The organism is Companilactobacillus metriopterae (assembly GCF_002762335.1).
Taxonomy (GTDB): domain Bacteria; phylum Bacillota; class Bacilli; order Lactobacillales; family Lactobacillaceae; genus Companilactobacillus; species Companilactobacillus metriopterae.
Genome location: NZ_CP024610.1, coordinates 917,005 through 934,325, shown reverse-complemented (window position 1 = coordinate 934,325; position 17,321 = coordinate 917,005). Strand labels below are relative to the sequence as shown.

Here is a 17,321-nt window from a genome sequence, read left to right as displayed (position 1 = left end):
TCACATTTTAATAAGTTCACCCTTAATTATATCTATCTTTGCAAAACTAGGCTATTTAAAAGCATTAAAAAAAGCATACTACTGTTAGTATGCTCTAAATATATGTACAAATTACCAAGAATAAAATTGAGACAACAAATAAAATTATCATTAATTTCCAAATATATTTCCACCATTTAACAATGTCTACATGTCCTATGGCTAAAGCTCCCATAACCACACCTGATGTAGGTGTAATTACATTTACCCATCCAGAAGCTGCCTGATATGCAGTAACTACTAGTGAAGGACTAACATTTGAAAACTTACCCAACGGTCCCATTATTCCCATAGTTGCTGCTGCCAATCCTGATGTTGAAGGAATCAAAAATGACATTGGAATATAAAAAATATACGTTAATGTTATAAAAATTCCTGATGATAAATGGCTTAATCCTTGTTCACCAGCATGTAAAACTGTTGCTGTAATAAATCCATTGTTCATTACTACCTGAATTCCTCTTGCAACTGCAACGATTATTGCAACACTCAAGAAGTCATTCATTCCACCAATAAAGGCATCAATAAATGTGCTTTCTTTCATGTGGTAAACAAACATTATTACAACTGACATTATCAAGAATAAAGTTGTTATTTCAGTAAAATACCATGTTCCAAGTGGTGCAACGTCATGTCCTATAAAATTACCTAAAAATGGAACTTTAGAAATATTTTTAGTCGTTGTTTCAAATACAGTCCATCCAGGATTCAAACTTGTCCATGGAATCAACCCTGCGATCATTATGACAAATGATAATAAAAATAGAACTAAAACCCATTTTTGATTTTTTGAAAGGTTTACATCAATTTCAGAATCTGAAATTGAAAATTCTTTCATATCTTGTTCTCTTCGATCATATACATAAGATTTTTTAGGATCATTTTTTACTTTTTTGGCATAATACATTACGTAACCAATACTTATTGCTGTAACCAGTACTAACAATACTACTCGAGATAATAAACCATCACCTGGTGAGATATTCAAAGTCTGTGACGCTACACCGGTAGCAAAAGGATTGACCGTTGAGGCTAAGCATCCAACTTGTGACCCGATCAAGGCAATGGAAATAGCTGTAATAGAATCAAATCCCACACTAATCATAACTGGTATAAGAATTGGATAAAATGCAATTGTCTCCTCGCCCATACCATATGTAGAACCACCAATAGCAAATAAAATCATTAACACTGGGATCATTATCATTTCTTTCCCAGCAAATTTTTTGACCGTGGTACTAATACCGTCATCTAAAGCTCTAGTTTTATTGACTACCCCTAAAAATCCACCAATAACTAATATAAATAATGAAACAGATATTGACCCTTCAGTAGTTGAAGTTCCAACCATACCTTCGATTGGAGCTTTGAAAATATCCCAAAGACCTTGCGGATGCGCTGGTAAAGACTTATATGTTCCAGCGATGATATTACCCGCTTTATCTGTATTATATTGTCCCGAAGGAATCAACCAAGTTAATATTGCTACAAAAATTATTAAAAAAAACAGGATGGTGAATGCAGATGGCATTGACCATTTTTTTCTTTGCTTTAAAGTATCCATAGTTTTGTCCCCTTTTACAATACTCATTATAGCAATAAAAAAAACAGATTTTTCAATCTGTTTTAAATATCTATATTCTTTAAGAATTCAGGTAACTTTGAACGTTCATCTTTTCGACTCAAGTATCTTTGTTCAAATCCTGCCATTAATGCTTTTTCTTCTTCTGTTTCAGCAATTACCTCAGGCAATTCAAAATCAGAATCACCTGGTAATGTTACAAGTGTACAAAAACTAGTAAATGCTAATTCTTTTTCTTTAGTATGTAAATCTTCAGTAATAAATTTTGTAAATACCTCAATAGATCTACCTCTAGTCCCAGTAACAAATGAAACAGCTTTGAGACCTTGTCCAACTTTCATCGGTTTCAAAAAATAAAGATTATCGTAACTAGCAGTCGCAATTGGTATATTTACCAGCTTATAAGCAGCTAATCCTGCATTTTTATCCAAAATCTCTAAAGTTCTACCACCAAAAAGTGTTTTCTTTTCATTTAATTCATTATTAAAAATGATTTCTTCAAAAATTGTTTTTGTAGCTGAACAAGTGATTTTATTCAATATTCTTTCCCGCCTTAAACAAACGATTTTGGAATATAAATCCAAATAGAATTGCTAATATAGGATTAAGCCATGTATAAAATGTGTATGGTAAGTAATGTATTGTATTGACTCCTAAAGTACCTGCAATAAATACACCACTAACACTCCATGGAACCAGTGCGTTGATATCAGCACCAGCAGTTGCAAGAGTTCTAGATAGATATCTAGGTGCAATTTTTAATTTCTCAAAGTCTTTTTTGAATGTTGTACCTGGCAAAATAATTGATAAGTATTGTTCACCAACTAAAACATTTACTCCTATACCACCAATACCTGTTGCTAAAATCAACTTACCTGGAGTATTAACGTGTGCTTCCATTTTGCTAATCAAACTATCAATTACACCCAATTCTAGTAAAATTCCACCTAGAGCTAGAGCACAGATAATAAGTGAAATACTGCCTAACATATTGCTGATTCCACCACCTGATACTATTTGATTAATTTCTGGTGTAGATTTAGTAAAATGAAATCCATTCATAATTTCATCACTTACAGTTTTCAAAGATACACCATTAATAATCATATTCATAATTATTGCAGTTATTGCACCAGATAATAATGTTGGAATAGCAGGTACTTGACGAATTGCCAAGATCAATAGAACAAGAATTGGTAATAACATTATAGGTGAAACTACAAAATTAGATTTCAAAATATTTTCGATATGATGAACACTTGAAAGATTGACCTGCTTGTTGCTTTGACCAATTATGAAAAATATTACTGCACTTATTCCTGCAGCAATCAGAGAAGTATGTGACATAAGTTTTATATGAGAAGAAAGGTTTTTTACACCTGCGATACCAGTTGTTAAATTAGTTGTATCAGATAATGGAGACATATTATTACCAAAGAATGCCCCAGATACTACAGCACCAACAGTCATAGCTGAATCTATTCCCATAACTTGACTAATTCCTATAAAAACCAAACCCATTGTAGAAATAGTAGTAAATGCACTACCGACAATTATTCCTACTAAACAGCAACTAATAAAGACTGTTAAAAGGAAGAAATTAGGGTTCATAACTTCTAATCCATAAACCATGATTGTTGGAATTACTCCTGCACTAAGCCATGATGCTACTAATACTCCAATCATAATAAATATTATCATAGGTATAATACCTGGCTTGATACCGTTAATTATTCCTTCATGGAGACTATCCCAAGAGAATTTACGAAACTTACCATATGCTAGTAATAAAGTAAAAGTTAATAATAAAGGTATTTGTGGTGCTATTTCTAATTTTATAATCATAAAACCTAGTATTACAAACATCAAAATTATGATTATTAGTGATTCTACAAATGAAAGTTTTTTATTTTCCATAAAACTTCCCCCCAACAGTTTATTTAATTGTTGCTAAGAAATACTTCTTTTTACCTCTGCGAATCACAATATATTTACCATCAAATGAACTCTTAGGATCAATTTCAGCAGTTGTTTCTGTTATTTTTTCACCATTTATTCTAATAGCACCATTTTGTACATCTTCACGAGCTTGACGCTTAGAACTATCGACTTTGGCTTCAATTAATAAGTCCACAATATTGATAACATCAGAAGAAATTTCAGCACTTGGAACTCCATTAAATGCTTGAGAAACTTCATCTGTTGTTAATTCCTGAATTTCACCAGAGAAAAGTACATCAGTGATCTTTTTAGCTGTTTCTAGTGCTTCCTCACCATGGACAAATTTGGTTACTTCTTCAGCTAGAGTTTTTTGTGCTTCACGTTTTTCTGGTTGTGTCTTTATCTTTTCTTCTAAATCTGAAATTTCTTCACGAGAAAGGAAAGTAAATTTCTTAAGCAAGTTAACTACATCTGCGTCATCTTGATTGAACCAGAATTGATAAAATTCATACGGTGAAGTTTTTGCAGCATCTAGCCAAATTGCTCCACCAGCTGTTTTACCAAATTTTTGTCCATCTGATTTCAGTAGTAAAGGTATTGTCAAAGCATATACTTTAGCATCAGAACCTTCTTTTTTATGAATTAAATCTAGACCTGCAGTTAGATTTCCCCACTGATCAGCTCCACCAACTTGAAGTTGAACATTTTTATTTCTGTAAAGTGTTAGGAAATCTAGTGATTGAAGAATTTGATATGTAAATTCTGTAAATGAAATACCACTTTCAAGACGACTAGAAACAATTTCTTTATTTAACATTGTGTTAACACTAAATGATTTTCCATAGTCTCTTAAGAAATCCAAAATACTAATTGGAGATGTCCAATCGTAGTTGTTAACTGACTCAAAATTAGGGAAAATACGACTTGCCTGATTACTTAGAGCCTTCACATTAGCATTTACTTGTTCCATTGTTTGCATTGGTCGTTCTGCATTTTTACCACTCGGATCACCGATGGAACCAGTTGCTCCACCAATTACTATTATTGGATGATGACCTTCTTCAGCAAATCTATTTAGTGTCATAAATGGTAACAAGTGACCTATGTGCATTGAATCTCCAGTCGGATCCATTCCACAATATAGACTAATTTTACTTTCTGATAATAGCTCAGTTAAACCTTCCTCATCTGATTGTTGATTAACTAAACCTCTCCATTTTAAATCTTCTAAAATATTCATTCCTTTTCTCCTTTTTTAATATATTGTAAGAGACAAAAAAAGAGCATCTCTGCATAAATGCAGGGACGCTCCTTTGCGCGGTACCACCCTAGTTCAGATAATTAAATATAACTATCCACTCTTACTCCTGTATCGTAGGAAACGATAAAAGAAAAACCTAGTATTTGGTTAAAACATCCTGCTTGGCTCGCACCTACCGCCAATTCTCTGAACACTGAGATGTCTAACTACTTCTGGTTAGATTTAACTTGTTAAAGATATGATAACAAACAAATTTCAAATTACAACATTTTTATTTCATGTGGTCTTCAATCCATTCCCAAACTTCATCTTTTCCATATTTAGTTTCTGAACTAAATAATTGTAAACTATCAGTTTGGTTGATATTCAATGCACTATTTACCTGACTAATTGTCTTATTCCATTGATTCTTTTTAACTTTATCCATCTTGGTCGCAACAATTAATGTTGGAATATGGTAATAGCTAATGAATTGATACATTGAAATGTCGTCTTCACTTGGTGCATGACGACCGTCCACCAAAATAACAGCACCCTTTAAAACATTACGTGTAGTCAGATATTCTTCAATCATAACTCCAAATTCTTCACGTTGTTTTTTAGATACTTTAGCAAATCCATATCCAGGAACATCTACAAGATACAACAAATCTTCAACATTATAAAAATTCAAAGTTTGTGTTTTACCTGGTGTACTGGAAGTTCTAGCAAAATTCTTACGATTAATTAGAGTATTAATCAGCGATGATTTACCCACATTAGAACGTCCCAATAAAGCAATTTCTGGATATCCTTCATCTGGATAATGTGCAGAACTAACTGCACTTAAATTCATAGAAACGTTATTAACTTGCATACTGCACCTCACATAAATAACATCTTAACATATTTCAAGACAATAAAAAAAACAAGATTATTTCACCTTGCTTTCATAAAGATACTTATTAATTTTTCTAATCAAAAATGGTCCTTCATAGATAATACCTGTATATAGCTGAACTAAATCAGCACCATTTTTTAAGGCAAGCTCTGCTTCTGATTCCGAGAAAACTCCGCCTGAAAAGATAATTTTCTTATCTGGAAACTTTTGATGAATCAATTTTGTTAATTTTAAAGATTTTGAGAATAGTGTTCGCCCACTTAATCCACCATGTTCAAATTTGTTCTTTGAGGTCAAATTTTCTCTGCTATTACTGGTATTAGTGAGAATTACTCCGGTAACTTTATTAGTTAATTGAGAACAAATATTTACTAACTCCTGCTCACTCAAATCGTGACCTAATTTACAGAAAATTGAAACCGAAAAATCATATTTTTCTAGTGCCCATGTAAGTTTTGAGATATTTTCTTTTGACTGGAGTTTCATTATTCCTTCTTGATTTGGGCAACTCATATTAATAGCAACATAATCACAATAATTTTGAGAATATTTTATGTCCTCAATAATTTGAGATACCATCTCTTCTTCAGGCGTATCATGATTTGTAGCTATACTAAGTCCAATCTTGGTAGTTGGTGCTACCTTCTTCAATCTTTTCACAACTGTCTTTAAACCATCATTATTTAGGCCCATTCTATTAATAATAGCTTCATCTTGTGCCAGTCTAAAAATTCTCTTTTTAGGATTACCTGCTTGTTTTCTTCTTGTTACGCTACCAATTTCAACAAATCCCGCGCCCAATGCACCTAGACTATTATAAAATTGTCCATTTTTATCAAACCCTGCCGCAATACCAATAGGACTATCAAACTTTATGCCAGCAACTTCTGTATTATTTTTTTCACTTGCTACAATATTCCTAATTACTTGTGGATTCTTATTAAACAGTTTAAGAAGAAATGATACCAAATGATGGTCTGTTTCTGGATCTATACTAAAAATAACAGGTCTGATTAATTTATATAGATTCATTTTTGTCCCCACTCATATGGATTCTTTTGCCACTCGTTCAGTAAATATAGATCGTCTGAACTAATTAATTTTTTCTCTTCAGCTACAGTTATCAAATCTTGATAATTGGTGAGTGTAACTAGTTCTAAAGACTTATCAGCAAAATTCTTATTCCCAACTTCTAATGAATATGAAAATATGGCGGCCGATCCAATAACATTCCCACCCTCTGCTTTGATATTATCAACTGCTTTTAAAAGACTGCCACCGGTTGAAATTAAATCATCGATGATAACTATCCTATCTCCAGATTCACATCTTCCTTCGATTAAGGATTTAGTACCATGATCTTTTGCTGAAGATCTAACATAATTCATAACTAAATTTAAATTATTTGCTACTCCAGTAGCATGTGGAATTCCAGCAGTGGCAACTCCACTAATAACGTCAATATTGCTATATCTAACAAATATTTTGTGTGATAAATATCTAACAATTTTTTGTCGTACTTCAGGATATGCAATTGTCATTCTATTGTCAGTATAAATTGGTGATTTGATTCCACTCGCCCAAGTATAAGGTTCTTGAACATTCAATGAGACAGCACCTATTTCTAGTAAATCATTTGCAATTTCCATTGAAATTTTCTTATCATCCATTTGAATTTACCCAACTTTCATAGAATTTTTTATAAGCTTTATTCCTGTCATCAGATTGTGTTATTGGTCGTCCAACCACAATGCCATTACTACCCAATTCCTTTGCCATCATGGGTGTAACAACACGTTTTTGATCTTCATTCTCAGAATTTTCAACTCTAATTCCAGGTGTTATACAGATAAAGGAATTATTTGTCGCCTCTTTTATGATTGGAACTTCTAGGGCCGACGATATTACCCCATCTGCATTATTTTTATATGCTAGCTCGGCTAACTTACGTACATAGTCTTGGGAGGTTAAATTTACCTGTAGTTCATCAGATAGATTTTTATCATCTAACGATGTTAATTGTGTAACAGCAAGTAATTTTGTGTCACTGCCTTCCAATCCTTTTTTTGCTGCGAGAATCATTTCAGAACCACCTGTAGCATGGACCGTTATCATCTGAATATTCCATTCTGAAATCATCTTGCAAGTTCTTTCAACAGTGTTAGGAATATCATGCAACTTAATATCCAAAAATATCTTATATCCTAAGTTCTGTATTTTTTGTATAAACGGATAACCATATTTACAAAACATTTCTAAGCCAATTTTTAAATATGTATTATCCTTATCTATTTCGATACTATCTATAAAAGATATCGCTTCTTCATCTGTTGAAAAATCTAATGCCAATATTAATGGATTAATCAAATGAGTACACTTCCTCTCCTTTATAGTAAGTTTTCAAAACTCGTCCGTTAACTAATTCACCATCAAACGGAGTATTAATACCCTTTGAAAGAAAATCTTTCTTAGAAATTTTGTAAATTGTTGATAGGTCAATTACCGTAAAATTTTTATAGATATCACTTTCAATATTAAAAATTCTGCTAGGATTTACTGACATTAACTGGACTAATTTTTCTAAAGTAATAAGTTCATTAACTACAAGATGTGTGTACATTAATGAAAATGATGTTTCAATACCAGTGATTCCAAAAGCACTGTTAACGAATCCCTTATCTTTTTCGGATATCGCATGAGGTGCATGATCTGTGGCAATCATATCAATTGTGCCATCAATAATTCCTTCAATCATCGCTTGCTGATCTGATTTGGATCGTAGTGGAGGATTCATCTTAAATTGCGCATCATCTTTAACAATATCTTCTTCATTCAAAATAATATGATGTGGCGCCACTTCACAAGTTACATTTATTCCTGCATCTTTAGCTATTCTTATTAGATTAAGTTCTTGTCTAGTAGAGATATGACAGACATGATAATGTACATTTGACTCTTTTGCCAAAATTAAATCTCTAGCTAATTGTGAAGATGTTGCGCAGCTTTCAATATATGGAATTCCTAAACGCAATCCTGCACTTTTTGAAATATATCCGCTGTTCATCAAGTTCTTATCTTCAACATGAGCACACAGATGGCTGTCCATTTGCGCAATTTGATTCATAGCGTCTAGCATCGTTTTAGCATTCATAACACCATGACCGTCATTTGAAAATGCAAATGCCCCTGATCTGGATAATCCTTCGATATCTACCAATTCATCAGAAGTTTCATCAAATGTAATCGGTGCGTATTGAAGTGTATTTATTTGAGAATTTTGGTGATTCAACTCAATTTGATTTTTAAATTTTTCCACTGTGTCAGGAACTGGAGTTACGTTGGGCATTGCAGCTACTGTAGTGAATCCTCCATGTGCAGATGCCATGCTACCTGTTTTAATGGTTTCCTTGTGAGTTTGTCCAGGTTCACGGAAGTGAACATGCATGTCCACCAGACCAGGTAACACAGCAGTATTATCAAAATTGATAACTTTAGATTTTTCAGATTCAACATTGAAGTCAGTTTGTATAAATTTATTATTTTGAAATAACTTTGTATTCAGAATTGATAAGGTCATTTACTTTGTCCCCTTCTAAAACTGCTTCAATCATGGCCATTCTCATATAGACTCCATTTGTCATTTGTTGGAAAATAACTGATTTATCACACTCCACTACATCTGAAGCTATTTCGACATCTCTATTTACAGGAGCTGGATGCATTATGATGGCTTCATCTTTCATCAGTTCGACACGTCTAGTATTTATTCCATACTCTTGTGCATATTCTTCTTTTTTAAATTTTTTGCTCTCGTTACTTGTTAATCTTTCGTGTTGGACTCTTAATAACATAATTACGTCCATTTCACGGCATAATTGGTCCACATCTTTGTGGTCTCCAATTTCAGCAAATTCATCGCTATACCATTCGTCTATTCCACCAAAGCTTACTTCAGAACCCAATCTAGTTAATATTTCAGCATTGGAATGTGCAACTCGAGAGTGTCTCAAATCTCCAATTATCCCTACTTTAAGACCTTCAAATTTACCGAATTTTTCATAAATCGTCATTAAATCTAAAAGTGATTGTGAGGGATGTTGTCCTGTTCCATCTCCCCCATTAATGATATGTATGTTCATATCATCGTTAATTAATTCATCGTAATATCTGTCTTTACTATGGCGAATAACAGCCACACTCGCACCGATACTTTCTAATGTTTTTACGGTATCGTAAAGTGATTCTCCTTTGGAAATTGAGGATGTAGATGCTTCAAAATTTATTTCTTTCATACCAACATTCATTTCTGCCACTTGGAAACTCGATTTAGTTCTTGTACTATTTTCAAAAAACAAGTTAACTGCAAATTTGTCTTTACCTATACTAGTTTTTTGACCTGATTTATAAGACATTGCTGATTTAATAAGTTGGTACACTTCTTCGTTTGAAAGATCTGACATTGATAAAATATTTTGCATTGTTTTCCTCCATATAAAAAGACGCTGAAATTAGTTTTCCAGCGTCCAAAAAAGAAGGAGTATATCTCCAAAATTACTTTTTCAGATCTCTCTGGATCTAATTAAAAAGTCTTATTTTATTGTAATAAAAAAACTTTCTACCCAAAAAGAATAGAAAGTATCCAATAGTCGCCTATATAATTAGATAACTTTCTAAGCCTCTCTGGACTTAGTTAAAAGTTTTATTGTTAATAACAATAGCGGGATTAACATATAAAGTCAAGAACAAAATAAAAAAGGTAGCAAAATTATGCTACCTCTCCATTAATCAAAATTACTTCTGGCTTTTTATCCTTTTTAACAGCGTCTTTTGTAACTTTAACTGTTTTTACGTCTTTACGTCCAGGAATTTCAAACATAGTATCTAACATTGTTTCTTCGACAATTGATCTCAAACCACGAGCCCCTGTATTTCTTTCAATTGCTAGTTTAGCAATTTCTTTCAGAGCTCCATTTGTGAACTCTAGATCTACGTCATCTAGTGCTAGAAGTGCCTTATATTGTTTTACTAGCGCATTTTTTGGCTTAGTCAATATGTTTACTAGGTCTTCTTCATCTAGTTTGTCCAACGCTGTAACAATCGGAATACGACCGATAAATTCTGGAATAATACCAAATTTCATTAAATCTTCCGGAATAATTTTTTGCATTAAACTTTCAGTTTCATCAACCGTTTCATTTTCTGAACCAAAACCAATTGTTTTATCACCAAGACGATTCTTGACAATTGTTTCAATTCCATCAAATGCTCCACCAACAATAAATAGAATATTAGTTGTATCTATTTGAATTAATTCTTGTTGAGGATGCTTTCTGCCACCTTGTGGTGGTACTGAGGCAATAGTACCTTCAAGTATTTTTAGAAGTGCTTGTTGAACACCTTCACCCGAAACATCTCGAGTTATTGAAACATTTTCACTTTTCTTAGAAATTTTATCTATTTCATCGATATAGATAATTCCATGTTCAGCTTTTTCTACATCAAAATCAGCATTTTGAAGAAGCTTTAATAGAATATTTTCAACATCCTCACCAACATAACCTGCTTCAGTCAATGTTGTTGCATCAGCAATTGCAAATGGCACTTTTAAAATACGCGCAAGTGATTGTGCTAGGAAAGTCTTACCAGAACCAGTTGGTCCTATTAGAGCAATGTTACTCTTTTGAAGTTCAGTATCACCTTCATCAGAATTTTCCATTTTATTAATACGTTTATAGTGATTGTAAACTGCAACAGATAATGCACGTTTTGCAGCTGATTGACCAATCACATACTGATCTAAAATTTCTTTAATTTGTATAGGTGTTGGAATATCACCCAAATTTAAATCAACAGAAGATACAAGTTCTTCATCAATAATTTCCTTACACAAATCAATACATTCATTACAAATGTAAACACCTGGTCCAGCAACTATTTTTTTAACTTGATCTTGAGTTTTTCCACAAAAAGAACAACTAATTGTTCCCGTAGTTTCTGTACTATCAAACATATATAAATCTCCTTAAGGGCTTAAGTACATAGACGATAACACTATACCCTTTTTGAGTAAAGTATTTAGTATTTATATTAAAAAAAGAGCCTTTCGGCTCTTACATTAATTATTTTTCTTCAGCAGAATCAACAACTAATTCAATTGCTTTTTTAGCAGCAATATCATGTGAAAGCATGTCATCTGTAAGAGCTCCTCTAACAGCTTCTTCTTCCATGTTGTATTCGTCAGCCAATGATTTTATTTCGTCTTTAATTTCAGCCTCAGTTGCTTTCAAACCTTCTTTAGCAACAATAGCTTCAATTATTAAATCAGTTTTAACACGTTCTTCAGCGTCTTTTTTGAATTGATTTCTTAAATCTTCTTCAGAAGTACCAGTCATTTGGTAGTACAAGTCTGGTTCAATTCCTTGACGTCTTAAGTTAGCTAAATATTGATTCATTTGGTTAGAAACTTCTGTTTCCACCATTACATCAGGGATACCATCGATTTTTGCGTTCTTAACAGCTGTAGAAATTGCTTCTTCTTGAATGTTTTCTTCGGCAGTTTGACGCTTTTCTTCTTTAATATCAGCGTGAATTTTCTTCTTAAGTTCATCAAGTGTTTCTACTGAGTCATCAACATCTTTTGCAAAATCATCATCCAATTCTGGAAGTTCTTTTGTTTTAACTTCATGAACAGTAGTTGAGAATACAGCATCTTTTCCTGCAAGTTCTTCAGCTTGGTATTCTTCTGGGAATGTTACCTTAACTTCAACCTTGTCCCCTGCTTTAGATCCAACAAGTTGGTCTTCGAATCCAGGAATAAATGAGCCTGAACCTAGTTCTAGTGAGTAGTTTTGTGCACTTCCACCATCGAATTCAACTCCATCAACAGTACCAACGTAATCGATGACAACAGTATCGCCTTCTTCAGCTTTACCATCTTTTAATACTAGTTCAGCTTGTTGAGCTTGCATACTCTCTAGACGTTTTTCAACATCTGTCTTCATTACATTACGTTTTTGCTTTTTAACTGTAAGGCCTTTATAATCACCAAGTTCAACATCTGGTTTCAATGAAATGGTAGCAGTAATAGACCAAGGTTTGCCTTTTTCCATTGAATCAACTGTGATTTGAGGTTGATCAATAGGTTCTACACCTGTTTCATCAACAGCTTGTTGATATGAAAATGGTAGCATTGCATTTAGAGCATCTTCATAAAGTGCTTCTTCTCCGTACATTCTTTCAAAGATTGGACGTGAAACTTTTCCCTTACGAAAACCAGGTACGTTCAAATTTTTTCTTACACGGTTAAATGCAGTATCAAGACCTTTTTTAATAGTATCTTGATCAATTTCAAATTTTAGTTCACCTGTATTATTTTCTTTTTTTGTATATTTAGCCTTAGCAGACATTATATTCCTCCGGTATTTCAAATATCATACGTTAAATATTACCTTAAAATGCTGATATTGTAAACAATTGTATGTATTTTATAATTCCTTATAACTACAAAAAAAAGACAAGACTAAAAGTCTTGTCTTTAAAACTAATAATTTTAGATATTAGTCTAAGATTTCAGTAACAACACCGGCACCAACAGTACGTCCACCTTCACGAACAGTGAATTTTGTACCTTGTTCGATAGCTACTGGAGCAATCAAGTCAACTTCAAAAGTAACTTGGTCACCAGGCATAACCATTTCTACACCAGATGGTAGTTCAATAACACCTGTAACATCGGTTGTGTGGAAATAGAATTGTGGTCTATAGTTTGAGAAGAATGGAGTATGACGTCCACCTTCTTCTTTAGAAAGGATATAAACTTCACCCTTGAATTTGTTGTGAGTTTGGATTGAACCTGGCTTAGCAAGAACTTGTCCACGTTCGATTTCATCACGGTTAACACCACGAAGAAGAACACCAACGTTATCTCCGGCTTCACCTTTATCAAGAGTCTTTCTAAACATTTCTAGTCCTGTAACTGTTGACTTAGCGATTTCTGGTTTCAAACCAACGATATCAACTTCGTCACCAACTTCAACGACACCACGATCGATACGTCCTGAAGCAACAGTACCACGACCAGTGATTGTAAATACGTCTTCGACAGGCATCAAGAATGGCTTGTCGTTTTCACGATCTGGAGTTGGGATATATTCATCAATTGTGTCTAGCAATTCTTGAACAGCTGCAACATTTTCAGGATCACCTTCAAGTGCTTTAAGAGCTGAACCACGAATAACTGGAATATCATCACCAGGATAATCGTATTCTGAAAGTAATTCACGAACTTCCATCTCAACTAGATCTGTTAGTTCAGGGTCATCAACAAGGTCAGTCTTGTTCAAGAAGACAACGATGTAATCAACACCAACTTGGTGAGCTAGTAGGATATGTTCACGTGTTTGTGGCATAGGACCATCAGTTGCGGCAACAACAAGGATGGCACCATCCATTTGTGCAGCACCAGTGATCATGTTCTTAACGTAATCAGCATGTCCTGGAGCGTCGATATGAGCATAGTGACGAGCTTTTGTTTCATATTCAACGTGGGCAGTATTGATTGTAATACCACGTTCTTTTTCTTCTGGAGCTGAATCGATAGTAGAGTAATCTTCAGCTTTAGCTAGACCTTGGTCAGCCAAAACTTTTGTGATTGCTGCTGTAAGTGTAGTTTTACCGTGGTCAACGTGACCAATTGTCCCAATATTTACATGGGGTTTTGTTCTCTCATAATGTTCTTTTTCTGCCATTATAAAGGATCCTCCTAAAATTTCATTTCATAAGATTATCCAAAGACTTGCTTTAGATGACTCTTTACTGAAGAATTATACTACTTTCAGAGGCGAAAGCAAAGCAATAGAGCAAATCGACCACTAAAAATATACTCTTCGAATTATACGTATCCGCAGTGGGATTGTAAATACTTTAGTCGAAAAAAATACTATTTAATTACTGAAATTGACTCATTAAGCTTTCAAATCTTTCTAACCACTGATTTATGTTCTTAATATCATCATTTCCGACCACTTTATCTTCCGATATTAAATCATAATTTGCAAGTATTTCTTTGACCCACATTGATGGATCTTTAATTATTTCTTCCCCATATGGATACACGAGTGCAACATACAAAGATAACTCTGAATTGATGTTCTCAATTTGAGAAGCATTCCCACTATCAGATAATTGTTTCTCCACTTCTTTGACCATGTCATCGAATATTTTAGATGCAAGTATTGGATACAAATTGACTGGATTTATCTTTCGATATTCGCCATAAAAAGAAAAATTAATTTCTTCATCTAATCCTAGTTTGTAAACATTCTCTAAAATTTCATTTTTCAATAACGGATGTAGGAGTGGATTTTGAAGTAACTCTTTAGATAGTTTGATGTAATTTCCCTTATCTAACTCCCGAAGCCCACGAAGCATCTGTATCTGATCATTCATAGGCATAGTAACTATAGATGAAACTCTATCTTTCAGCCTATCTAATTGTGGTTTATACGCTCTGATATGTCTTTCTTCAGATATGCGAATTTTGTTCTCAAACTTTTCAATTTGTTCTTTAGGTATGTTATTTGCTGGATTTCTTTTATAAAAATTTAGCGACTGATTTGCTAAAAGATAATCATTATTTTCTATAATAATGTCAAAAGCCAATTTAGATGCATTGGGACTTCCTAGGTATTTATTAAAAAAATCAAGGATTACAACCTCAGCTTCATCTGCCCTATTCAGGTTCAGAAGAGCTTCAGCTAATCCTTGATTAATTTCAAAATTCTGTTCGATAGAATATGCTTGTGTATATAAATCAGCAGATTCTTCCCAATTTCCTTTTTCTAAGGCATCTTCGGCTTTTTCCAAAATTTGGTTTAAATTTTCAGAATCGTCCATAAGTTACTGAGAGATAATATTTCTATCTCTTTGCCTTTCTATGTCTATTTTGATTTACTTCCATAATTACTGGAAGAATTACTGGGTGTCTACTTGTTTGATCATAAAGATATTTACTTAATTTATCTCTAACACCTTGCTTTAGATCAGACCAATCAAATTCTTTGCTGTTTTCTAGATAGTTAACAATATTTTGTTCTATTATCTCTGAACTTTCGTTTAGAAGATCACGACTAGTTCTCATGTATACAAAACCGCGTGCTGTTATTTTTGGCTTGGCAACAACTTTTTTCTTTTTACGATCAATTGTAACTACAGCAACAAAAACACCATCTTCTGCCAATAACTCACGGTCACGAAGAACAATGCTTCCAATGTCGCCCACACCAATACCATCTATCATAGTATCACCAGCTGTTACACCTTTTCCACGATAAAATTGACCATTTTCGTAGTTAAGAACGTCACCCTTTTTAGTAATAAAAATATTCTGGTAAGGCATGCCTGTTTGATTAGCAATTCTAGAATGTGAATCAAGTAAACGATATTCACCTTGAACTGGAATTAAATTTTGAGGATTAAGTAAATTAATCATCAATTGTAAATCATTTCTATTTGCGTGACCTGAAGGATTTAATTTATCTCCTAGCGCTTTGATATCGGCACCAGCTCTATAGATAGCATCTCTAGTTCTAGCAAAAGCTGTATCCATGGCATGTGAAGGAGTAGTTGCAACAAAGACCAAGTCTCCTTCTTTAATTTGAAATTCTGTTTTTGTTGTTGGGTCTGCCATACGTTGAAGTAACTTAATAGGTTCACCCATTCGGCCTGTTTCAATTATAACTAGTTCGGTGTCATCAGTTTCATTAAGCTTTGAACTGTCAATAATTAAATCATCACTAGGAACATGCAAATATTCCAACTTCATAGCTGTTTTTAAAATTTTATGTGCATCATGACCTGTAAGATAAACCTTTTTACCAGTCTTATATGCTGCATCCAAAACTTCTTGCATTCTTTGAATATTTGAAGCTACTTGGGCTACTATTATTCTGCCGTTGTGGTATTCAAAAGTATCCAAAATATGGTCAAATACTTCACGTTCATTTGAGGTTTCTGCAACTGTTTCTGCATTAGCAGAATCACTCAATAGAGCAATAACGTTTTCAGTACCTATTTTTGCTATTTTGCTGTAATCAGTTTTATATGTAGGTAAAGCTGATTGGTCAAATTTGAAATCTCCAGTATAAACAATCTGTCCTTCGCCTGTGTTAATTGCAATTCCTAATGATCCAGGGATTGAATGTGTAGTTCTGAAAAATGAAATTGTTGCCTCTTCAAAATCAATTTCAGTATTTCCATCAATAACATGAAAATTACTGAATTTTTTGCTACGCTTGTCATTTGAAACTACAATCTTAGCAAGCTCAATAGTCATTTCTGATCCAAACACTGGGACATCATACTCACTAATCAAATATGGTAATGCACCGATGGCATCTGAATGTCCATGAGTAAGAAATACTCCAACAACTTTATCAATGTTTTCTTTAACGTAAGTCATATCTGGAACAACCATGTCTATTCCGTATAAATCATTATCAGGATATTGTAATCCTATATCTAAAATATAAATTTCGTCATTTACTTCAACAGCGTACATGTTTTTTCCGTTTTCACGTACCCCGCTTAAAATATCTATTTTAATTTGTTTGCTCATTAAT

15 protein-coding genes are annotated in these 17,321 nt (G+C 33.3%); all 15 read right to left on the bottom strand.

Features of this window, described 5'->3' with window-relative positions; genetic code table 11:
- Positions 1–94: 94 nt before the first annotated feature.
- Positions 95–1,603, bottom strand: a complete 1,509-nt coding sequence (locus tag CS873_RS04585; RefSeq protein WP_099974697.1) for a YfcC family protein — start codon at positions 1,601–1,603, stop codon at positions 95–97.
- A 62-nt stretch (positions 1,604–1,665) separates the two neighbouring features.
- Positions 1,666–2,160 carry an acyl-CoA thioesterase gene (locus tag CS873_RS04580; protein WP_099974696.1) on the bottom strand — a complete coding sequence of 165 codons (495 nt, stop codon included), beginning with the start codon at positions 2,158–2,160 and terminating at the stop codon, positions 1,666–1,668.
- On the bottom strand, positions 2,153–3,538 hold the full coding sequence (nhaC, locus tag CS873_RS04575) for a Na+/H+ antiporter NhaC (RefSeq protein ID WP_099974695.1): 1,386 nt from the start codon (positions 3,536–3,538) through the stop codon (positions 2,153–2,155). Before nhaC ends, CS873_RS04580 begins: the two co-directional genes overlap by 8 nt.
- 19 nt (positions 3,539–3,557) lie before the next feature.
- Positions 3,558–4,802 (bottom strand): tyrosine--tRNA ligase, encoded by a 1,245-nt coding sequence (gene tyrS, locus CS873_RS04570; protein ID WP_099974694.1) that lies wholly within the window; start codon positions 4,800–4,802, stop codon positions 3,558–3,560.
- Positions 4,803–5,094: 292 nt separating this feature from the next.
- The gene (yihA, locus tag CS873_RS04565; RefSeq protein WP_099974693.1) at positions 5,095–5,679 is read right to left on the bottom strand and encodes a ribosome biogenesis GTP-binding protein YihA/YsxC; all 585 of its coding nucleotides are present in this window, start codon (positions 5,677–5,679) and stop codon (positions 5,095–5,097) included.
- A 57-nt stretch (positions 5,680–5,736) separates the two neighbouring features.
- The gene (locus tag CS873_RS04560; RefSeq protein WP_099974692.1) at positions 5,737–6,735 is read right to left on the bottom strand and encodes a quinone-dependent dihydroorotate dehydrogenase; all 999 of its coding nucleotides are present in this window, start codon (positions 6,733–6,735) and stop codon (positions 5,737–5,739) included.
- Positions 6,732–7,373 carry an orotate phosphoribosyltransferase gene (pyrE, locus tag CS873_RS04555; RefSeq protein WP_099974691.1) on the bottom strand — a complete coding sequence of 214 codons (642 nt, stop codon included), beginning with the start codon at positions 7,371–7,373 and terminating at the stop codon, positions 6,732–6,734. The genes CS873_RS04560 and pyrE overlap by 4 nt, the downstream gene beginning before the upstream one ends.
- Entirely contained in the window at positions 7,366–8,070 is a 705-nt protein-coding gene (gene pyrF, locus CS873_RS04550) for an orotidine-5'-phosphate decarboxylase (RefSeq protein WP_099974690.1), read from the bottom strand. The genes pyrE and pyrF overlap by 8 nt, the downstream gene beginning before the upstream one ends.
- Positions 8,063–9,280 carry a dihydroorotase gene (locus CS873_RS04545; RefSeq protein WP_099974689.1) on the bottom strand — a complete coding sequence of 406 codons (1,218 nt, stop codon included), beginning with the start codon at positions 9,278–9,280 and terminating at the stop codon, positions 8,063–8,065. Before CS873_RS04545 ends, pyrF begins: the two co-directional genes overlap by 8 nt.
- Positions 9,240–10,181: an aspartate carbamoyltransferase catalytic subunit gene (locus tag CS873_RS04540; RefSeq protein ID WP_099974688.1), complete on the bottom strand. Its 942-nt coding sequence runs from the start codon at positions 10,179–10,181 to the stop codon at positions 9,240–9,242. Before CS873_RS04540 ends, CS873_RS04545 begins: the two co-directional genes overlap by 41 nt.
- A 287-nt stretch (positions 10,182–10,468) precedes the next feature.
- The gene (clpX, locus tag CS873_RS04535; protein ID WP_099974687.1) at positions 10,469–11,713 is read right to left on the bottom strand and encodes an ATP-dependent Clp protease ATP-binding subunit ClpX; all 1,245 of its coding nucleotides are present in this window, start codon (positions 11,711–11,713) and stop codon (positions 10,469–10,471) included.
- Between the two features lie 109 nt (positions 11,714–11,822).
- Complete coding sequence (tig, locus tag CS873_RS04530; protein WP_099974686.1) at positions 11,823–13,109, bottom strand: trigger factor; 1,287 nt, start codon at positions 13,107–13,109, stop codon at positions 11,823–11,825.
- Between the two features lie 150 nt (positions 13,110–13,259).
- Positions 13,260–14,450, bottom strand: a complete 1,191-nt coding sequence (gene tuf, locus CS873_RS04525) for an elongation factor Tu (RefSeq protein ID WP_099974685.1) — start codon at positions 14,448–14,450, stop codon at positions 13,260–13,262.
- Positions 14,451–14,649: 199 nt separating this feature from the next.
- On the bottom strand, positions 14,650–15,597 hold the full coding sequence (locus CS873_RS04520; RefSeq protein ID WP_099974684.1) for a tetratricopeptide repeat protein: 948 nt from the start codon (positions 15,595–15,597) through the stop codon (positions 14,650–14,652).
- A gap of 22 nt (positions 15,598–15,619) precedes the next feature.
- The gene (locus tag CS873_RS04515) at positions 15,620–17,317 is read right to left on the bottom strand and encodes a ribonuclease J (protein ID WP_099974683.1); all 1,698 of its coding nucleotides are present in this window, start codon (positions 17,315–17,317) and stop codon (positions 15,620–15,622) included.
- Positions 17,318–17,321: the final 4 nt, after the last annotated feature.

Coding starts and splice junctions, on each gene's coding strand:
- CS873_RS04585 (WP_099974697.1), bottom strand. CDS start 1,603: ATGGATACTTTAAAGCAAAGAAAAAAATGGTCAATGCCATCTGCATTC.
- nhaC (WP_099974695.1), bottom strand. CDS start 3,538: ATGGAAAATAAAAAACTTTCATTTGTAGAATCACTAATAATCATAATT.
- tyrS (WP_099974694.1), bottom strand. CDS start 4,802: ATGAATATTTTAGAAGATTTAAAATGGAGAGGTTTAGTTAATCAACAA.
- yihA (WP_099974693.1), bottom strand. CDS start 5,679: ATGCAAGTTAATAACGTTTCTATGAATTTAAGTGCAGTTAGTTCTGCA.
- CS873_RS04560 (WP_099974692.1), bottom strand. CDS start 6,735: ATGAATCTATATAAATTAATCAGACCTGTTATTTTTAGTATAGATCCA.
- pyrE (WP_099974691.1), bottom strand. CDS start 7,373: ATGGATGATAAGAAAATTTCAATGGAAATTGCAAATGATTTACTAGAA.
- CS873_RS04545 (WP_099974689.1), bottom strand. CDS start 9,280: ATGACCTTATCAATTCTGAATACAAAGTTATTTCAAAATAATAAATTT.
- CS873_RS04540 (WP_099974688.1), bottom strand. CDS start 10,181: ATGCAAAATATTTTATCAATGTCAGATCTTTCAAACGAAGAAGTGTAC.
- clpX (WP_099974687.1), bottom strand. CDS start 11,713: ATGTTTGATAGTACAGAAACTACGGGAACAATTAGTTGTTCTTTTTGT.
- tig (WP_099974686.1), bottom strand. CDS start 13,109: ATGTCTGCTAAGGCTAAATATACAAAAAAAGAAAATAATACAGGTGAA.
- tuf (WP_099974685.1), bottom strand. CDS start 14,450: ATGGCAGAAAAAGAACATTATGAGAGAACAAAACCCCATGTAAATATT.
- CS873_RS04520 (WP_099974684.1), bottom strand. CDS start 15,597: ATGGACGATTCTGAAAATTTAAACCAAATTTTGGAAAAAGCCGAAGAT.
- CS873_RS04515 (WP_099974683.1), bottom strand. CDS start 17,317: ATGAGCAAACAAATTAAAATAGATATTTTAAGCGGGGTACGTGAAAAC.